11 protein-coding genes are annotated in these 18,768 nt (G+C 62.7%); 4 read left to right on the top strand and 7 right to left on the bottom strand.

What is annotated here, in order from left to right:
• Nucleotides 1-381 precede the first annotated feature (381 nt).
• Together FPT15_RS29085 and FPT15_RS29080 are read left to right on the top strand one after the other, a co-directional pair.
• Nucleotides 382-732, top strand: coding sequence for a toxin (locus FPT15_RS29085; RefSeq protein ID WP_145166147.1), 351 nt, complete (start codon nucleotides 382-384; stop codon nucleotides 730-732).
• Nucleotides 722-1,036: a DNA-binding transcriptional regulator gene (locus tag FPT15_RS29080; protein WP_145166146.1), complete on the top strand. Its 315-nt coding sequence runs from the start codon at nucleotides 722-724 to the stop codon at nucleotides 1,034-1,036. The genes FPT15_RS29085 and FPT15_RS29080 overlap by 11 nt, the downstream gene beginning before the upstream one ends.
• A 365-nt stretch (nucleotides 1,037-1,401) precedes the next feature.
• Here the strand turns inward: FPT15_RS29080 and FPT15_RS29070 are convergent, their stop codons facing one another.
• Both FPT15_RS29070 and FPT15_RS29065 read right to left on the bottom strand, forming a co-directional pair.
• Nucleotides 1,402-4,035, bottom strand: coding sequence for a glucosidase (locus FPT15_RS29070; RefSeq protein ID WP_145166145.1), 2,634 nt, complete (start codon nucleotides 4,033-4,035; stop codon nucleotides 1,402-1,404).
• Between the two features lie 146 nt (nucleotides 4,036-4,181).
• Nucleotides 4,182-5,591, bottom strand: a complete 1,410-nt coding sequence (locus FPT15_RS29065) for an OprD family outer membrane porin (protein WP_145166144.1) — start codon at nucleotides 5,589-5,591, stop codon at nucleotides 4,182-4,184.
• 290 nt (nucleotides 5,592-5,881) lie between these two features.
• Between FPT15_RS29065 and FPT15_RS29060 the strand changes: the two genes are divergently transcribed.
• Complete coding sequence (locus FPT15_RS29060) at nucleotides 5,882-7,258, top strand: VOC family protein (RefSeq protein ID WP_145166143.1); 1,377 nt, start codon at nucleotides 5,882-5,884, stop codon at nucleotides 7,256-7,258.
• A 156-nt stretch (nucleotides 7,259-7,414) separates the two neighbouring features.
• Here the strand turns inward: FPT15_RS29060 and FPT15_RS29055 are convergent, their stop codons facing one another.
• Nucleotides 7,415-7,639 carry a DUF465 domain-containing protein gene (locus FPT15_RS29055; RefSeq protein WP_145166142.1) on the bottom strand — a complete coding sequence of 75 codons (225 nt, stop codon included), beginning with the start codon at nucleotides 7,637-7,639 and terminating at the stop codon, nucleotides 7,415-7,417.
• 175 nt (nucleotides 7,640-7,814) lie between these two features.
• Between FPT15_RS29055 and tkt the strand changes: the two genes are divergently transcribed.
• The gene (gene tkt, locus FPT15_RS29050; RefSeq protein ID WP_145166141.1) at nucleotides 7,815-9,872 is read left to right on the top strand and encodes a transketolase; all 2,058 of its coding nucleotides are present in this window, start codon (nucleotides 7,815-7,817) and stop codon (nucleotides 9,870-9,872) included.
• A 53-nt stretch (nucleotides 9,873-9,925) separates the two neighbouring features.
• Here the strand turns inward: tkt and uvrA are convergent, their stop codons facing one another.
• The 4 genes from uvrA to FPT15_RS29030 form a co-directional block, all read right to left on the bottom strand.
• A complete protein-coding gene (uvrA, locus tag FPT15_RS29045) occupies nucleotides 9,926-12,445 on the bottom strand; it encodes an excinuclease ABC subunit UvrA (RefSeq protein WP_145166140.1) in 2,520 nt (839 codons plus the stop codon).
• 8 nt (nucleotides 12,446-12,453) lie between these two features.
• Nucleotides 12,454-14,157, bottom strand: coding sequence for an ATP-binding protein (locus FPT15_RS29040; RefSeq protein ID WP_145166139.1), 1,704 nt, complete (start codon nucleotides 14,155-14,157; stop codon nucleotides 12,454-12,456).
• Between the two features lie 126 nt (nucleotides 14,158-14,283).
• The gene (locus FPT15_RS29035; protein ID WP_218570673.1) at nucleotides 14,284-17,376 is read right to left on the bottom strand and encodes an error-prone DNA polymerase; all 3,093 of its coding nucleotides are present in this window, start codon (nucleotides 17,374-17,376) and stop codon (nucleotides 14,284-14,286) included.
• Nucleotides 17,352-18,767 carry a DNA polymerase Y family protein gene (locus tag FPT15_RS29030; RefSeq protein WP_145166137.1) on the bottom strand — a complete coding sequence of 472 codons (1,416 nt, stop codon included), beginning with the start codon at nucleotides 18,765-18,767 and terminating at the stop codon, nucleotides 17,352-17,354. The genes FPT15_RS29035 and FPT15_RS29030 overlap by 25 nt, the downstream gene beginning before the upstream one ends.
• Nucleotide 18,768 lies beyond the last annotated feature (1 nt).

Below are 18,768 nucleotides of genomic sequence, written 5' to 3'. Positions count from 1 at the left end.
ATCGCAGGCAAGCCAGCTCCCACAGAAAAGCAAAGCAGTGCGGTGCTGGCAGATGCACTCGGTTGAATTGTGGGAGCGGGCTTGCTCGCGAAGGCGTTGTGTCAGTGACACATGAGCTGGTTGACCCACCGCCTTCGCGAGCAAGCCCGCTCCCACATTTGGATTTCAGTACATCAGGTAGAGGTGCTTTTGCCCTGCTCGCTTGCAGTGCTTTTATCCACTTCCAATCACGGAAAATTCCGCTTCCGTTTGCTGCCGCGTCCGGTATCTCCCCGTTAAGGGCCGCCGTATGGTGGTTGCGTTTTAGGAAAGTTCCCACGGCCAGGTCACTCGACCGAGTGCGCGCGGGCCAACAAACTATACGCAGACTACGTACAGAACATGGATGCTCTATTGATCGAACTGCCGGCCTTCGAGCGGCATCGCAAGGACTATCTGAGTGACGAGCTTTTCCAAGGTTTTCAACAGGCGTTGATGAAAAACCCGGAAGCCGGAGACGTGATCGAAGGAACCGGTGGGCTACGCAAGGTTCGCTTCGTGGATGAGCGACGTCACAAAGGCAAACGCTGTGGCCTGCGGGTCATTTACTACGGGTGGTCGGGCGGCACGCAATTCTGGCTGTTCACCCTGTACGGCAAGCACGAACAGGACGATCTGGCACCTCACCACAAAAAAGCCCTAAAACACATGCTGGACAGGGAAATCAAAGCGAGAACACACCATGAAACGTGAAATCTTTTCCGAACTGGTCGAGGGCTTCGACGCGCTGGCTGAAGAACGCCAAGGCAAAGTCACCCTGCGCACCCACAAGGTCCACCTCAACAACCTGGCCCCGCTGACGGCCGAAGAAGTGGTTGCCGTACGCCAACAGCTCAACCTCTCCCGCTCGGTGTTCGCCATGTACCTGCGCACCAACCTGCGCACCCTGGAGAACTGGGAGCAAGGCCGAGCCAGACCGAATGCCCAGGCTGCTACCTTGATTCGCCTGGTGGCACGGTTTCCGGAAACAGTGGCGCACCTCGCTGCGCTAGGCTGACAAATCAAGCTCCGACAGGTTCGGGGCGGTTGGCTAGTATCTAGCGGCCGCCAAGCATCTCGGCAACGGTCTCGCTGCCCGGCAACCCCTCAACCCACCCACACCGATGGCGCCACGCGCGGTGAACCCTCAGTCCAGAAAAGCGAGTGGCTCGCGAGGGCCAACGAATCAATCCACCCACGCAGTTGCGACATGCTGTAGGCCACGCTGACGATTCCGTTTGCCTTGTGAGGCGTCGGGGTCGTTGGGTAAACCCGCTTGTTGAGCAGAGGCCACCTAAGCTCAAGATCACCCGCCCAGCCGAGGCGGCCTGCCCTTCCAATCGTGATCAAAGACGCCCCGTGCCCCCAGCCATGGAGCCTGTCCTAACGAGGCTGCAACAGCAGCGCCACCAACGCACTCCAGCCCGTCTGGTGCGAGGCGCCCAGGCCGCGCCCGGTTTCCCCGTGAAAATACTCATGAAACAGCACCAGATCACGACTGGCCGGGTCCGCTTCCAGCTGCGCATACCCCGCCATCGATGGACGCAGCCCGTCCTCATCCCTCAGGAACAATCGCGTCAGACGCTGACTGAGGCCGTCTGCGACTTCTTCGAGGGACGCCAGATAACCACTCCCCGTCGGGTACTCCACCGAGAAGTTGTCCGCGTAGTACCGATGAAACTCGCGCAACGATTCGATCAGCATGTAGTTCACCGGCATCCACAAGGGCCCGCGCCAATTCGAATTGCCGCCGTACAACCGTGAGTCCGATTCGCCCGGCTGGTAGCGCGCGCACAAGGTGTCGCCGTTCATCTTCAGCGCCAGTGGCTCCTGGGCAAACGCCTTGGACAGGGACCGCACACCAAAGCCTGACAGAAACTCCTGGTCATCCAGCATGCGGCGCAACAAATCCTTGGTCCGCTCGCCACGCAACAGCGCCAGCAACAGGCGATTGCCCTGCCCCGGCTCGTTCCAGCGCGACACCAACTTGGCCAAGTCCGGTCGGTGATGCATGAACCCCAGCAGCCGCTCACGCAAGCCTTCCAGGCCTTCATGTTCGCGCTGCTCCAGTACCAGCACGGCAAACAAGGGCATCAGGCCGACGATGGAACGCAAGCGCACTGGCTCGTTCTGGCCGTCGGGGCGGTGCAGCACATCGTAGAAGAACAGATCCTGCTCATCCCACAGCCCTTCGGCGCTGTCGTCGACGCGGTTGATGGCGCCGGCGATGTACAGGAAGTGCTCGAAAAACTTCACTGCAATATCGACGTACACGACATTGCGCTTTGCCAGCTCCAGCCCGATCCGCATCAGGTCCAGCGCGTAGGCCGCGACCCACGCCGTGCCGTCGGCCTGATCCAGCTGGTAACCCGGCGGCAAGGTCGCCGAGCGGTCGAACAAGGCAATGTTATCCAGGCCCAGGAACCCGCCCTGGAACAGGTTGCGGCCCTCGGCATCCTTGCGGTTGACCCACCAGGAAAAATTCAGCAGCAGCTTGTGGAAAATCCGCTCAAGAAAATCCATGTCGCCGACACCCGTCAACGCCTTGTCCTGCTGATACACCCGCCAACTGGCCCAGGCATGCACCGGCGGGTTAGCATCGTCAAAACGCCATTCATACGCCGGCAGTTGACCGTTGGGGTGCATGAAGCGGTCCTTCACCAACAGCAACAACTGCTGCTTGGCATACCCAGGATCGATCAGCGCAATCGCCACCGCCTGAAAGCCCTGGTCCCAGGAGGCGTACCACGGGTATTCCCAGGTGTCGGGCATGGAGAGGATGTCGAAGTTGGACAGGTGCCGCCAATGGGTATTGCGGATGTGCAGGCGCTCCGGCGGTGGCGCCGGTTGGGCAGGGTCGCCGTCGAGCCATTGGTTCACGTCGAAATAGTAGAGCTGTTTGGACCACAGCAAACCCGCCAGGGCCTGGCGCTGCACATTGCGCGCGTCCGCATCGGAGATGCCGTGTTGCAAGGCCGCGTAGAACTGATCGGCCTCCTCGCGGCGCTGTTCGAACAGCTTGCGCGCGTTGATCTGGGGCGCATCGGTGGGCGCAAACCGCAGGTACAGGATTTTGCTTTCCAGGCCCGCCAGTTCGAGGATGAAACGTGCGGCGACCTTGGTGCCCGCATCGCGGCGAATCGCCGACTGCACGCCAGCCACCACGTAATCGTTGATGCCATCCTTGAACGGCCCGGGTGCCGGCTGCCCGTCCAGGCGCTGATAGTTGCTCTCGTTTTCGCAGAACAGCCACTCCACGCCGTCCTGGCCCCAGGCGCTGAGGTGGCGATCGGAAAGCTCGTGATGACGGGCCAGCACCTGTTCGCCGTCCAGGCGCAACTGCGGCTTGGGCGCATCCAGGGTCCAGCTCCAGTCATTGCGCGCCCAAACCTGGGGCAACACCTGCAGGCGCGTCGGCTGGTCCGAGCGGTTATGCACGGTGACGCGCATGAAAATATCGTCGGGCTGATGCTTGGCGTATTCGACGCTGACATCGCAGTAGCGGTTGTCTTCGAACACGCCCGTGTCGAGGATTTCGTACTCGGCATCCGCAAGCCCACGGCGCGCGTTCTCGGTGGTCAGGTCGGCGTAGGGAAAGGCCGCATGCGGGTATTTGTAGAGCATGCGCATGTAGGCATGGCTGGGTACACCGTCGACGAAAAAGTACAGTTCCTTGACGTCTTCACCGTGGTTGCCCTCGGCGTTATTCAAGCCGAACAACCGTTCCTTGAGGATTGCGTCGCGCTCGTTCCACAGCGCCAGGCCCAGGCACCAGCGTTGCGCCTTGTCGCTGAAACCGGCCAGGCCATCTTCGCCCCAGCGATAGGCGCGGCTGCGCGCGTGGTCATGCGGGAAGTAGGCCCAGGCATCGCCGTCTGCGCTGTAGTCTTCGCGCACCGTGCCCCATTGGCGTTCACTCAAGTACGGGCCCCACTCGCGCCAACGCTCGGCCTCTGGCGTCGCCAGGCGCTGGCCTTCAATCGTTTCAAGGATGTTGGTTACGGGTGCGGCCGTCATTGGGTCCTCCATCACTGACACAGTGACGGGCAGTGTAGAACTCATCCACGCTAGGATGCACATGAAGTCTCCTCCACCCAGGCAAAAAAAGAGGCCGCTGATCAGGCGGCCTCGGTTTTTTCAACGCGGTAAAAGTGCAAACGTGCTTAGAAAATCGCGTAGGTGTAGTTGAAGATCAGGCGGGTTTGATCCTGATCCGCAGTGCCGGTGTTGTGACCGTGATAAGTACCGGTCCGGAAGGTGGTGCCGAAGCCTTTGAGCGGGCCTGCCTGCACGACGTAATCCAGGCGGAAGTCGGTTTCGTTTTCTTTCTGGTCAGGGCCGCCGGCGACTTTGGACTTGATGTCCGTACCGTCCAGGTAAGCCACGGAAGCTTTCAGGCCGGGTACGTAGGCCTTGAAGTCATACGAGTACTGACCGAAGTTGACTTGCTCACCCGCACGGGAGAACTGGCCAACCACGGCGTCGGTGAACAGGTAGAAGTCGCTGCCGCCCGCGCCTTGTTGCTGTGGGTCGGCGAGGCTGCCCTGGTTGACCCAGACGAAGCCGCCGTCGTCGCTCACGCCGATGTGGCCGAGCATCAGGCTGCTGCCGCCCAGTTGGTAAGTGAACGCGGCGCTGTAGGTTTTGTTGTCCACTTCACCGGCGTGCTTGGCGTAGCCACCGTTGTTGTTGAACGCATAACCGCTTTCGCCATTCTTGCCGTCGCTGGTGCTGTCGAAGTAGCGCAGGTCAGTCTTGAACGATTGGTCATTGCCCAGCGGCAATACGTGGACCAGGCCGAAATAGTTCTGTTTGTAGAAGTCTTGCAGGTTGGCGTAGTAGTACTGCAGCGTCAGGTTTTTCGCGATGGCGTTGTCGGACGATCCGAACGGTTTGTAGTCCACACCACCAAACTTGAAGCTGTCGCTGTCGCGCGTACCGCCGGCCACACTCAGGCCCGTGGAGTTGCTGGACGCACGGCCTTCGGCCTTGTTCAGCTCACCGCCGGTGAAGGTTACGTTCGGAATGTCGCTGGAGGTAAGGATGCCGCCGTCAAAGGTCTGTGGCGCAACACGGCTGTCGTTGGAGACCAGAATAGGCAGCACCGGGGCCAAACCACCGCCGACGTGCAACTCGGTCTGGGAAATACGGAATTTCACGTTACCGGCGGCGCGACCGAAACTGTCGGCCGGTTCAGTGCCGTTGTTCTTGGTCGGGAAGAAGCTGTTGCCGTTCCCCGCCAGGCCTGGGCCTGCGGCGTGGCCGTCGCCACCATCAAGACGCAAGGCGCCGAACGCCATGACGTCGAAACCGACACCAAGGGTGCCTTGGGTGTAGCCGGATTTGTAGTCGAAGCGCAGCAGTGTCGCAGCTTCGCGCAGATCGTTGTTGGTCCCCGAGCGGTTGTCTGCGCTGTAGTACATGGTCCGCGAACTGATGGCGGCGTGGCTGTCTTCAAGAAAGCCACTGTGACCTGTGCCAGTGCCCAGAGAACCGAGCCCGAAGTCATCCGCGCAGGCGTGTTGCGCGAGCAATGCAGCGGTGATGGATAACGCCAGTGTAGAAATTTTCATGCGTGACGGCCCCTAAACATTTTTTTATGTGCGTTGTGTGCAAAACGGCGTTTTCATCCCTACAAACGTGACGATTGTTTCATGAGCACCGCAGCGCTCCTCGTGAAGAATTTGTTAGAAAAGTGCCTGTGAAAATGAAATTTCGCCGCCAGGGTTTTTTGTCATATTCACGTCATCTCATTCATTTGCAGAATGAAGTCCAGAGGATTCTTCGTTTGCAACACTGACTCAAGCTCAACAAAATCCAGCGATAGGCCAAGTTCACGCCCCTAGCCATCAGGAATTTTTCTATGCCCACCACCGCACATGTCAGCCCCGACGACATCCGCAGAGGCTTTTCCAAAGCCATGTCCGACATGTACCGAGATGAAGTTCCGCTGTACGGGGCGCTGATGGCCCTGGTGGCCGAGACCAATAGCCGGGTGTTGGCCGGTGATTCGGGGCTTTCCCGGCAGTTGCAGCGCACGGGTGAAATCGAGCGTTTGGACATGGAACGCCACGGCGCCATTCGCCTGGGCACAGCCATCGAACTGGCAACCATCCGCCGTCTGTTTGCCGTGATGGGCATGCAGCCGGTGGGCTACTACGACCTGACGCCCGCTGGCGTGCCGGTGCATTCCACTGCGTTTCGCGCCGTGCATGAACGCTCACTGCAAGCCAGCCCGTTCCGTGTCTTTACTTCACTGCTGCGTTTGGAACTGATTGAAAACCCTGAGCTGCGCGCCTTTGCCGAAAACGCCCTGGCCAAACGCAACATTTTCACCCCGGGCGCCATGGCGTTGATCGAACAAGCGGAACGCGACGGCGGCCTCAACGCCCAAGACGCCGATGCATTTATCCGCCAAGCCCTGGAAACCTTTCGCTGGCACCACACCACCACGGTCACCGGCGCGCAATACCAGCAACTGAGCGACCAGCATCGCCTGATCGCCGACGTGGTTGCGTTCAAGGGCCCGCACATCAACCACCTGACCCCGCGCACCCTGGACATCGACCAGGTGCAGGCCGCCATGCCCGGCAAAGGCATCACCCCCAAGGCCGTGATCGAAGGGCCACCGCGTCGCCACTGCCCGATCCTGCTCCGCCAGACCAGCTTCAAAGCGCTGGACGAGCCGATCGCCTTTACCGACGCGAAGGGCAGCCACAGCGCGCGCTTCGGCGAAATCGAACAACGTGGCGTCGCGTTGACGCCCAAAGGCCGCGCCCTGTACGACCAGTTGCTGAACGCTGCGCGCGACGAATTGGGCGCCTTCCCGAACGAGGCCAACGCCGCGCGGTATGTGCAATTGATGGAGCAGCACTTCGAGGCCTTCCCCGACAACCACACTCAGATGCGCGAGCAAGGGCTGGCGTACTTTCGCTATTTCGTCACTGAGCAAGGCCTGGCGGCGCGCGGCCAAGCCAATCAACCGGCCACACTCCAGGCGCGTATTGCTGCCGGCCATGTGGACGTGGAACCGCTGGTGTATGAGGATTTTCTGCCGGTGAGTGCGGCGGGGATCTTTCAGTCCAATCTTGGCGATGCGGCGCAGAGTCACTATGCGGCGAATTCAAACCAGGCCGAATTCGAGAAAGCACTGGGCTGCCGAACGATTGATGAGCTGAAGCTGTACAGCGAGACGCAACAGCGCTCGATGGATGAATGCATCCAGGCGCTGCAGGCATGAAATGAGAGTGCCCACCCGGCTCACCAGCGCAATCCTTGCGCCGCAACAGTCCCCAGAGCCGGGTGGGCGGTGCGCATGATAGACAGTGAAAAGCGCTCTGTCCCTCAGACAATTCTGAACAAATATGTCCGCGCCCTGTAGGAGCGCGGACTGCAACTACGCCAACTGCTGCACAATCTTGTCTTTGACCAGCAGGCGCTTCTTCTTCAATTTCTCCAGTTCTTCGTCAGCCCCGCCTGAAGACTCGAACGCCAGCACCTCCTTGTCGGCGGCGTCGTATTGCTCGAGCAGCGTGTTCAAACGGTCATCGCCCCTCCTGCGTTCGTGAACGACTTCCTTGGTCAAACCCAGATCCTGATACAGGTCGTGTTTCACTGGCATGGAGTACCTCCGCAAGTTGATCAATGGCCTACGCGTTTGAAGCTAGCCCATTGCGAGGGGTCTTGTCATGTCCGGGGCCATTACATCCCCGTTCGTCGTAATGCGGGCGATGCGATCAAACCTTTGCCACGCCCTGCCCTCCACTGTAGATCGCCACCCGAGGGAGAACGGTTTCATGAAACACGCTGCCACTGCTGTCGACACCCAATGCATCAACACGATTCGCACCCTGGCCATGGACGCCGTGCAGAAGGCCAACTCCGGCCACCCCGGCACGCCAATGGGCCTGGCGCCAGTGGGCTACACGTTGTGGAGCCGCTTCCTGCGTTATCACCCGCAGCATCCCGACTGGCCTAACCGCGACCGTTTTGTGTTGTCAGTGGGGCACGCGTCGATGCTGCTGTATTCGCTGCTGCACCTGGCCGGTGTGGTGGAGATTGATGCTCACGGCAAGCGCTCCGGCCAGCCGGCAATCAGCCTGGACGATATCAAGCAGTTCCGGCAGATGAGTTCCAAGACCCCGGGCCATCCCGAGTACCGCATGACCACCGGCGTTGAAACCACCACCGGCCCCCTTGGCCAGGGGTGCGCCAACAGTGTCGGCATGGCCATGGCCGAGCGTTGGCTGGGCCAGCGTTTCAACCGCGACGGCAGCGTGCTGTTCGATTACAGCGTTTACAACCTGTGCGGCGACGGCGACATGATGGAAGGCATCAGCAGCGAAGCGGCCTCGATTGCAGGTCACCTGAAGCTGGACAACCTGTGCTGGATCTACGACAACAACACCATCAGCATCGAGGGCCATACCGAACTGGCGTTCAGTGAAGATGTGATCAAGCGCTTCCAGGCCTACGGCTGGCACACCCTGCACGTCACCGATGCCAATGACTTGCAAGCCTTGAGCAGCGCCCTGGAAACCTTCAAGGCCAACACCGGCGCACCGACCCTGATTGTGGTCGACAGCGTGATCGGCTACGGCTCGCCACACAAACACAACACCGCCGCCGCCCATGGCGAACCGCTGGGCGCTGATGAGATCCGCCTGACCAAGGCGGCCTACGGCTGGCCCGAGGATTCCAGCTTCCTGGTGCCCGACGAGGTCCGCACCGTGCTGCGCGATGCGCTGCTTGAACGCAGCCAGCCGCAGTATGAAGAATGGACCCGCCACGTGTCGCAGCTCGAACAGTACGAACCGGAACTGGCGGATGAACTGCGCCGCATGCGCGCAGGCGAAATGCCCGAGCATTGGCAGGACGAGCTGCCCAGCTTCGACACCGACGCCAAAGGCGTCGCCAGCCGTGCAGCCGGTGGCGAGGTATTGAATGCCTTTGCCCAACAGATTCCGTGGCTGCTTGGCGGCTCCGCAGACTTGTCGCCATCGACCAAGACCAACTTGACCTTCGAGGGCGCCGGGCGTTTCAGTGCCGATGATTACAGCGGGCGCAACCTGCACTTCGGCATCCGCGAGCACGCCATGGGCGCGATTGCCAACGGCATGGCGCTGTCGTACCTGCGACCGTACACCTCGACCTTCCTGGTGTTCAGCGACTACATGAAACCGCCGATCCGCCTGGCGGCGATCATGGAATTGCCGGTGGTGTTTGTGTTTACCCATGACTCGATTGGCGTCGGCGAAGATGGGCCGACGCACCAGCCCATCGAGCACCTGACGCAACTGCGCGCAACGCCGGGGTTGCTGACCCTGCGACCCGGCGACGCCAATGAAACCCTGGAGCTGTGGAAGGTCGCGCTGGCGCAGACCCATCGGCCAAGTTGCGTGGTGTTGTCGCGTCAAGCGCTGCCCACCCTGGACCGTACGAAATACGCGGCGGCGTCCGGTGCGGCCAAGGGCGCTTATGTCCTGGCGGGCGCGGATGATCCCAAAGTCCTGCTGCTGGCGACGGGCAGTGAAGTCAGCCTGGCGGTTGCGGCTTATGAGCAGTTGAAAAGCGAAGGCATTGCCGCGCAGGTGGTGTCGATGCCCAGCTGGGAACTGTTCGAAGAGCAGGACCAGGCATACCGCGACAGCGTGTTGCCGCCGGCGGTAAAAGCCCGGGTCGTCGTGGAACAAGCCGGCCCGCTGGGGTGGGACCGTTACGTCGGGCAGACCGGCGCCAAAGTGGTGATGAGCACCTTTGGTGCCTCGGCTCCCTTGGCCAAGTTGCAGGAAAAGTTTGGATTTACCACAGAGAACGTGGTGAAGCTGGCCAAGGAGCAAATGGCTAACGCCTGATAAAAAAATGCGCAAGCGGCTGGCCCGCTTGCGCATTTTGACCTGATTGGCAGTTAAGTCAGTTCTCGCACCAGAAACGGCGCAGTGCGGCTGACCTTGCTTTTGGCCACCTTCTGCGGCGTGCCACTGGCCACCACCTTCCCGCCCTGCGTACCGGCCCCCGGCCCGATATCGATCACCCAGTCACTCTGCGCCACGACGCGCATCTCGTGCTCCACAACCACCACCGTATGCCCCGCCTCGACCAGATGATTCAGCTGGCTGAGCAAGCGGTCCACATCGCGTGGGTGTAACCCGGTGGTGGGCTCGTCCAGGACATACAGCGTGGCGCCGCGCGCATTGCGTTGCAGCTCGGTCGCCAGCTTGATGCGCTGCGCCTCACCGCCGGACAGCTCGGTGGCCGGCTGGCCCAACCGCAAATACCCCAGGCCAATATCGCGCAACACCTGCAACGAGCGCAGCACGCCAGGCTGTTCGGCAAACACCGCCACCGCCTGCTCCACCGTCAGCCCCAGCACTTGGGCAATGCTCAACCCCTGCCATTTGATCGCCAGGGTTTCAGGGTTGTAACGCGCACCGTGACAAGTCGGGCACGGCGCGTACACGCTCGGCATGAACAGCAACTCGACACTCACAAACCCCTCACCCTCGCAATTGGGGCAGCGGCCCTTGGCGACGTTGAAGGAGAACTGCCCCGCGTCATAGTGGCGCTTCTTCGCCGCCGGCGTGGCGGCGAACAGTTTGCGCACGTTGTCGAACAGCCCGGTGTAGGTCGCAAGGTTGGAGCGCGGCGTACGGCCGATGGGTTTCTGGTCCACCTGCACCAGGCGCTGGATCGACTCCAGACCCGCAGTGATACGCCCGCCGCTGGTTTGCGGGGTGTCGTCTTCCAGGCTGGGCTCTTCGTCGGCTTCCACCACACGGCCCAACCCCGCGCCCACCAGTTCCAGCAGCGCCTGGCTGACCAGGCTGGATTTGCCCGAGCCAGAAATACCCGTTACGGCCGTGAAGCATCCCAGTGGGAAGTCCACGCTCAGGTCATTGAGGTTGTTGCGCGTCACGCCTTCGAGCTTCAACCAACCGGTGGGCTCACGGCGCGCCTGGCTCGGCGGGCGCCGCTCGGCAAACAGATATTCGCGCGTCTGCGACGCCTCGATATCCGCCAGGCCCGCTGGCGGGCCGCTGTACAGCACTTGCCCGCCGTGCTCGCCGGCAGCCGGCCCCACGTCGATCAGCCAGTCGGCGCGACGCATGGTTTCCAGGTCATGCTCAACCACAAACAGCGAATTGCCTGCGGCTTTCAAGCGCTCCAGCGCAGTGAACAACGCTTCGCCATCCGCCGGGTGCAGACCCGCCGATGGTTCATCCAGCACATAGATCACGCCGAACAACTGCGAGCCCAATTGCGTGGCCAGGCGCAGGCGCTGCAGCTCGCCGGATGACAACGTCGGCGTGCTGCGCTCCAGGGACAGGTAGCCCAGGCCCAGCTCGATCAGGGTGCTCACGCGTTCAAGCAAATCCTCGGCGATGCGCTGGGCGGCCAGGCGTTTTTCCACCGACAGCTTCATCTTGTCCTGCCCCGCCGCGACCGGCCGCAGCAACTCGGCCAACTGCGACAGCGACAGTTGCGACAGCTCACCGATATCCACCCCGGCAAACTTCACCGACAGCGCCGCGCGGGTCAGGCGTTTGCCCTCGCACAGGGGGCAGGCGCTGCCCTGCATGAACTGCGAGACGCGCTTTTTCATCAGCGCACTTTGGGTGTGGGTGAAGGTGTGCAGGATATAGCGCCGCGCGCCGCTGAAGGTGCCCTGGTAGCTGGGTTCGAGCTTGCGCTTCAAGGCCGCGCGGGTCTGTTCGGGCGTGAAGCCTGCGTACACCGGCACGGTCGGGGTTTCTTCGGTGAACAGGATCCAGTCGCGCTGCTTTTTCGGCAGGTCGCGCCAGGGAATGTCCACGTCATAGCCGAGCGTCACAAGGATGTCGCGCAGATTCTGCCCTTGCCACGCCAACGGCCACGACGCCACCGCACGCTGGCGAATGGTCAGCGACGGATCGGGCACCATCAGCGCCTCGGTCACCTCATACACCCGGCCCAGGCCATGGCACTGCGGGCACGCGCCCTGGGGCAGGTTCGGCGAAAAGTCCTCGGCGTACAGCATGGCCTGGCCCGGCGGATAACTGCCGGCACGCGAGTACAACATACGGATCAGGCTCGACAAGGTCGTGACGCTGCCCACCGAAGAACGCGCACTCGGCGTGCCGCGCTGCTGCTGCAGGGCCACGGCCGGCGGCAGGCCTTCGATGGAATCCACATCCGGCACGCCGACCTGATCGATCAGGCGCCGTGCGTAAGGTGCTACCGATTCGAAATAGCGACGCTGGGCCTCGGCGTACACCGTGGAAAACGCCAGGGATGATTTGCCGGAGCCCGAGACGCCGGTGAACACCACCAGGGCGTCCCGCGGAATGTCGACGTCGACGTTACGCAGGTTATGTTCGCGAGCGCCGCGCACTCGCACAAAGCCAAGGTGCTGGCCGGTGACAGGAGGGATGTTGCGCTGTGAAGTCATGAAAGACCTTATCGGACAGTGAGCACGCTGCGCACCCGTTGTGTCAGGGATTCGGGGCTGTAGGGCTTGCTCAGCAGATGAATGTCGGGGCTCAGCAGATGATTGCTGGAGAGAATGTCGCGGGTGTGCCCGGAGGTGAACAGCACCGCCACCGGCGGTACCTGGGCGCGGGCCCAGTCGGCCAAGTCAGTGCTTTTGACCCGGCCGGGCATGACCACGTCGGTAAAAATCAGGTCCGGCTGCACGCCGCCCTGCAGCGCTTGCATCGCGCGGTCGCCGTCTTCGGCGGTGAGCACGGTGTAGCCCGACTGCTCGAGCAATTCCACCACCGTCACCCGTACATCGACGTTGTCCTCGACCACCAGAATGGTTTCCTGGCCGCCCGCGTGCGGCACAGCCTCAACGGGGTGGCTGTCCGGGTCCTCGGCGCCGAGGCTGCGCGGAAAGTACATCTGCACCACCGTGCCCTTGCCCTCCTCGCTCCACACCTCGACATGGCCGCCGCTTTGCCGCACGAAACCAAACACCATGCTCAGGCCAAGGCCGGTGCCATGGCCTTCACGCTTGGTGGTAAAGAACGGTTCGAACACCCGCGCCAGGACCGCCGACGACATGCCCACGCCAATATCCGTGACGGCCAGGCGCACATATTCGCCAGGCAGGACGCTCTTGCCCGCACAGTCGTCGGGGTTGAGGATGATGTTATCGCCGGTGATGCGGATCACGCCCTCGCCTTGCATGGCATCGCGGGCATTGATCGCCAGGTTGAGCAAGGCGTTTTCCAACTGGTTGCGGTCGACGTTGATGCACCAGGAATCCTGGGGCAACTGCACATCGATATGGATGGTTTCGCCCAACGCGCGCTGCAGTAATTCACCCAAACCTGCATAAATGCGCTGGGGGTTGTAAACAGCCGGCGACAACGGCTGGCGTCGAGCAAAGGCCAGCAGTTGCGACGACAGTTTGGCGCCGCGCTCCACCGCTGCGATGGCGGCCGTGACACGGCGCTGTACCTGGGCATTCTCGGGTTCGTGCCGGGCCAGCAGGTGCAGGTTGCCGGCGATCACTTGCAGCAGGTTATTGAAGTCGTGAGCCACGCCACCGGTCAGGCCGCCGATGGCTTCGAGTTTTTGCGACTGACGCAATTGCGCTTCGGCCGAGGAGCGCGCTTGCACTTCGGCCGCCACGCGTTGCTCCAGGTTATGCGTCAATTCCTGGCGCAAGCGTTCGGAGTTCACGTGGCCGGTGGTCTCCACCACAATCGCGAGCACACCGGCCGGTTGTTGGTCGTCGCCGGCGACGGGACTGTAGTAAAGATCCATCCAGACATCTTCCGGCTTGCCATTGCGCAGGAGCACCAGTGCCTTGTTGTTGAACGATAACGTGCCGCCCGCCAGGCAGGTGTCCACGACATGCCGGTTGAACTCGGCCACTTCCGGCCAGCCCAGCTCCACGGGCGTGCCCAACAGAAACGGATGCCGGCCGCCGGCAAATATCGAGTAGCTGTCGTTGTAGATCATGTAACCCGGCCGTCCCCACAGCATCACCATCGGCATGGGGGATGCCAATAGCATCTGCACGGCGCTGACCAGACTCTTCGGCCAGGCGTGGATCGGGCCCAGGTCAGTGGTCGACCAGTCGAAGGCGCGGATCCGCTGGGCCATTTCACCGCCCCAGCCTTCGCAGCCATGGGTGTTGGATAAAAATTGCATCTATGGGCTCGTGGCGAAGAGAAGGATGGATGAGTGATGCAGTTACGCTGATAAAAACTTGGAGCCTGACTGCAATAATTCGTTTCATTGCATATAGCTTATCCGAGAAGGACTGAGCAACTGCCGTCAGTGAAAATCCCGGCTGCGCACATTAATCCCATCCAGCAGCGGCGTCAGATCGGTCAGGCGCCCGGCAATCAAGTGCCGCACCTCGCCTACCGCCTCCCAGCGCCCGTCGACTTTCAACAGGCGCGAACCGACCAACGCCTGACGCTGACGCTCGGCCAAGTCACGCCAGACCACCACATTGAGGTTGCCGAACTCATCTTCCAGGGTAACGAAGGTGACCCCGCTGGCGGTGCCCGGGCGTTGCCGGCCAGTGACCAGCCCCGCGACGCTGACGTTGCGCCCATGCGCCACCGCCATCAGCTCGAGGGAACTGCGACAGCGGCGTTTACGCAGCTCATCACGCAGCAAAGCCAAGGGATGCGGGCCAAGGGTGGTGCCGACCGTGGCGTAGTCGGCCTGCAGGTCTTCGCCAACCGTTGGTGCCGGCAGCGCCACCGCCGCTTCGTCGGGGCTGGGCAGGCCAGCGAACAGCCCCAGCTGTTTATGCACCCCGGCCACTTCCCAGCGCGCCGTGTGCCGGTTGCCGGCCAACGCGCGCAAGGCGCCCGAGTCCGCCAGCAACGCCTGGGCACGAGCATCCAGCCCGGCGCGTTCGTCCAGGTCGGCAATGTCGCTGAACGTACCGCGCTGGCGGGCCGCTTCGATGCGCCGCGCGTCCTCCTCGCGAAACCCCGAGATCATGCGCAAGCCCATGCGGATCGCCGGTTGCTGGCCGTCGATGGGTTCCAGGCTGCAATCCCAGTCACTGGCCAGCACATCCACCGGGCGGATCTGCAAGCGATGGCGCCGCGCATCCTGCAGGATCTGGTCCGGGCTGTAGAAGCCCATGGGCCAGCTGTTGATCAGTGCACAGGCAAAGGCCGCCGGCTCATGGCATTTGAGCCAGCAACTGGCGTAGGTCAGCAAGGCAAAGCTGGCCGCGTGGGACTCGGGAAAACCATAGCTGCCAAAGCCTTTGATCTGCTCGAAGATTTGCGCGGCAAATGCCTCGCTGTAACCGTTCTTGAGCATGCCGGTGCGCAGGCGCTCCTGATGCGGTTCCAGCCCGCCGTGGCGTTTCCAGGCGGCCATGGAACGGCGCAACTGGTCGGCCTCGCCGGGGCCATAGTCGGCGGCGACCATGGCGATCTGCATGACCTGTTCCTGAAACAGCGGCACGCCCAAGGTGCGTTCCAGCACCGCCTCGAGTTGCGGTGAGGGATACGTCGTCGGCTCTTCGTTATTACGCCTGCGCAAATACGGGTGCACCATGCCGCCCTGGATCGGCCCCGGCCGCACGATGGCGACCTCGATCACCAGGTCATAGAATTTTTGCGGCTTGAGCCTGGGCAGCATCGACATCTGCGCGCGCGACTCGATCTGGAACACGCCAATGGTGTCGGCCTTGCTGATCATCGCGTAGGTGGCGGCGTCTTCCTTGGGAATCGTTGCCAGCGCCAGGTCCAGGTTGCGATGCCGGCGCAGCAAATCGAAGCAGCGGCGGATCGCGCTGAGCATGCCCAGGGCCAGAATATCCACCTTGAGCAGGCCGACGGCGTCGAGGTCGTCCTTGTCCCACTGGATGATGGTGCGCTCGGCCATGGCGGCGTTTTCCACCGGCACCAGCGTGTCCAGCGGGTATTCGGAAATCACGAAGCCGCCCGGGTGCTGGGACAAGTGCCGAGGGAAGCCGATCAATTGCTGCGTCAGCGTGAGCACGCGGTGCAGGACCGGGCTTTGCGGGTCGAAGCCGCCTTCGCGCAGGCGCTCCAGGGGCGGCGCATCGTCACTCCAGCGCCCACAGCATTCGGCCAGGGCGTTGATCTGGTCCGGCGGTAAGCCGAGGGCCTTGGCCACATCGCGCACTGCGCCGGCCGCGTGGTAGCTGCTGACCACCGCCGTCAAGGCCGCCCGGGTGCGGCCGTAGCGCTGGAACACGTACTGCAGCACTTCTTCGCGGCGTTCGTGTTCGAAGTCGACGTCGATATCCGGCGGCTCGTTGCGCTCCTTGGACAGGAAGCGCTCGAACAGCATGCTCATCAGGCTCGGGTTGATCTCGGTGATGCCCAAGGCAAAACACACCGCCGAGTTGGCCGCCGAGCCCCGGCCCTGGCACAGGATCGAACGGCTGCGGGCAAAGCGCACAATGTCGTGCACGGTGAGGAAATAACTTTCGTAACCCAGCTCGCTGATCAGCGCCAACTCATGGTTGATCTGCTGCAAGGTCTTGGCGTCGACACCCTCAGGCCAGCGCTGGGCAATGCCTTCTTCGGTGAGCTGGCGCAACCAGGATTTCGCGTTCTGGCCGGCAGGCACCAGCTCGCGCGGGTAGTGGTAACGCAATTGGCTGAGGTCGAACGTGCAGCGCCGTGCAATGGCCTGGGTTTCATCCAGCAAGGCCTGCGGGTACAGCGCGCCGAGGGCGTCGAGGCTGCGCAGATGCCGCTCGCCATTGGGGTGCAGGCGTGTGCCGGCGTCGGCCACCGTGACGTGATGGCGGATGGCGGTCATGGTGTCTTGCAGGGCGCGGCGACCGCGCGCATGCATGTGCACATCGCCGCAGGCCACCGCCTTGATATGCAGGCTGGCGGCCAGGGCCAGGCGCTGCTCCAGGTGGCGCGCATCGTTCTGGCCGCAATGCAGGTGCACCGCCAGCCACAGGCGATCGGCGAAGGTACGCCGCAGCCACTGGATCGAGGCCTGGGTGTCGCTGTCTTCGGCAACCCACAGCGCCAGCAGGCCAGGCAGAGGCTGGTCGAAGTCTTCCTGCAGCAGGCGATAACGACCTTTTTCGGCACGGCGTCGGGCCAGGGTAATCAGCCGGCACAAGTGCTGGTAGCCACTGAGGTCTTCTACCAGCAACACCAGTTTGGGGCCGTTCTCGATGCGCACCTCGCTGCCGATAATCAGCGGCATGTCCACCGCCTTCGCCGCCTGCCAGGCGCGCACGATGCCCGACAAGGTGCATTCGTCGGTGATCGCCAAGGCGCTGTAGCCCTGGCGCTTGGCGCGCTCGAACAACTCCAGCGCACTCGACGCGCCGCGCTGGAAACTGAAATTGGACAGGCAATGCAGCTCGGCGTAGCTCATGCAAACCAGCCTTGCAGCCACAACCCATCGCTTTGCCCGACGGTGCGATAGGCCCAGCCTTGCTGCCCGGCGCGGGTCTGGATCAGGTAATAGTCGCGGCGAATATCGGCGCCATCCCACCAACCGGATTCGATGCGTTCCGGGCCCATCAGAATCTGTACGCCCTGCTCGGCCAGCAAGGTCGGCTCGTGCAGCAACCAGCCCGGGCGTTGCACCTTGTTCAAGGTGGGGCACGCGCGGCTATCGGCGGCGGCTTGCCAGGCGCATTCGGGGCGGTGGTCGGCATGAAAGCGCAGGCCTTGCACAGCCTCATCGCCCAGGCGTGCGCGCAGGCGTTCGCGCAGTTGCTCCCAGGGCAACGTCTGTTGCGGGCGGTCGTCGAACAAGTCCTGGCGCTGCGGCACGAACACCGGCAGGTCCTGGGCCACCAGGCGAAAGCCGCGTACCGGCGAGGTGACTTGCACCTGCTCCAGACGGCCGCGGGCCAGTTCGAACAGCATCGCCGGTTCGCGCTCGGCGCTGAGCAGGCCGACCTTGATCACGCTGTCAGGCGCCTGGGCGTGTTCCAGGTGCAGGTCGAAACGCTGCACGCCGCTGTCGCGACCGCAGAGGAAGGCCGACAGGTCACCGGTCAGGCGGCGCAACGGAAACAGTAAGGCCTGGTGGGATTGCACATCGAAATTCAGCTCGATGCGTGCATCGAACTGCTCCGGTGGCTGATAAAACGCCAGTGGCAGCGGCCGCTGCCCGCTCAGCGCATCCAGGTGCTTGAGCAAGCCGGCATCAAAGCGCCGCGCCAGCGTGTGGCGGGGCAACGCCTGCACCTGGGCCAACGTGCGCAGGCCCATGCGTGACAAGGCGGTGGCGGCTTGCGGGTCGAGGCCTGAACGCTCGACAGGCAGTGGTGCCAGGGCTTGGTGCAGCGCGTGATCATCGGCCACGGCCAGGCCATCGTAGATATTGGCCAGCACCCGCGCCGCCGCCGGATTGGGCGCGGCGACGATACGGTGGCGAAACCCCAACGCGGTCAGCTCGTTGCGCAACCGCGCCTCGAACTGCGGCCACGGCCCGAACAGGCCCAGGCTCGATTCGATCTCGAACAGCAAGGCGCGCGGGTAATACACACTGACCTGAGAACTGAAACGGTAAGCCCAGGCCGCCAGAAACTGCTGCCAGCGCTCGATTTCTGCGGGGTCGTATTCGGCGCTGGCGAAGGTCTTGGCCAGCGCATGCGCAGCCGTCAGCGATTGCCCGGGGCGCAGGCCCAACGCGCGGGCGGCGGCATTGACGGTTTGCAACACACGGCGCTGCGGCGTGCCGGCCAGCAGCACCAGCGGCTGATCGGGCTCGGGATGCACACGCTGCACCCCGTCCAGCGCCAATTGCGGGAAGACAATACACACCCAGCGCATG

Source organism: Pseudomonas sp. RGB, assembly GCF_007713445.1.
Lineage (GTDB): Bacteria > Pseudomonadota > Gammaproteobacteria > Pseudomonadales > Pseudomonadaceae > Aquipseudomonas.
This window is presented reverse-complemented; position numbering and strand designations above follow the sequence as displayed.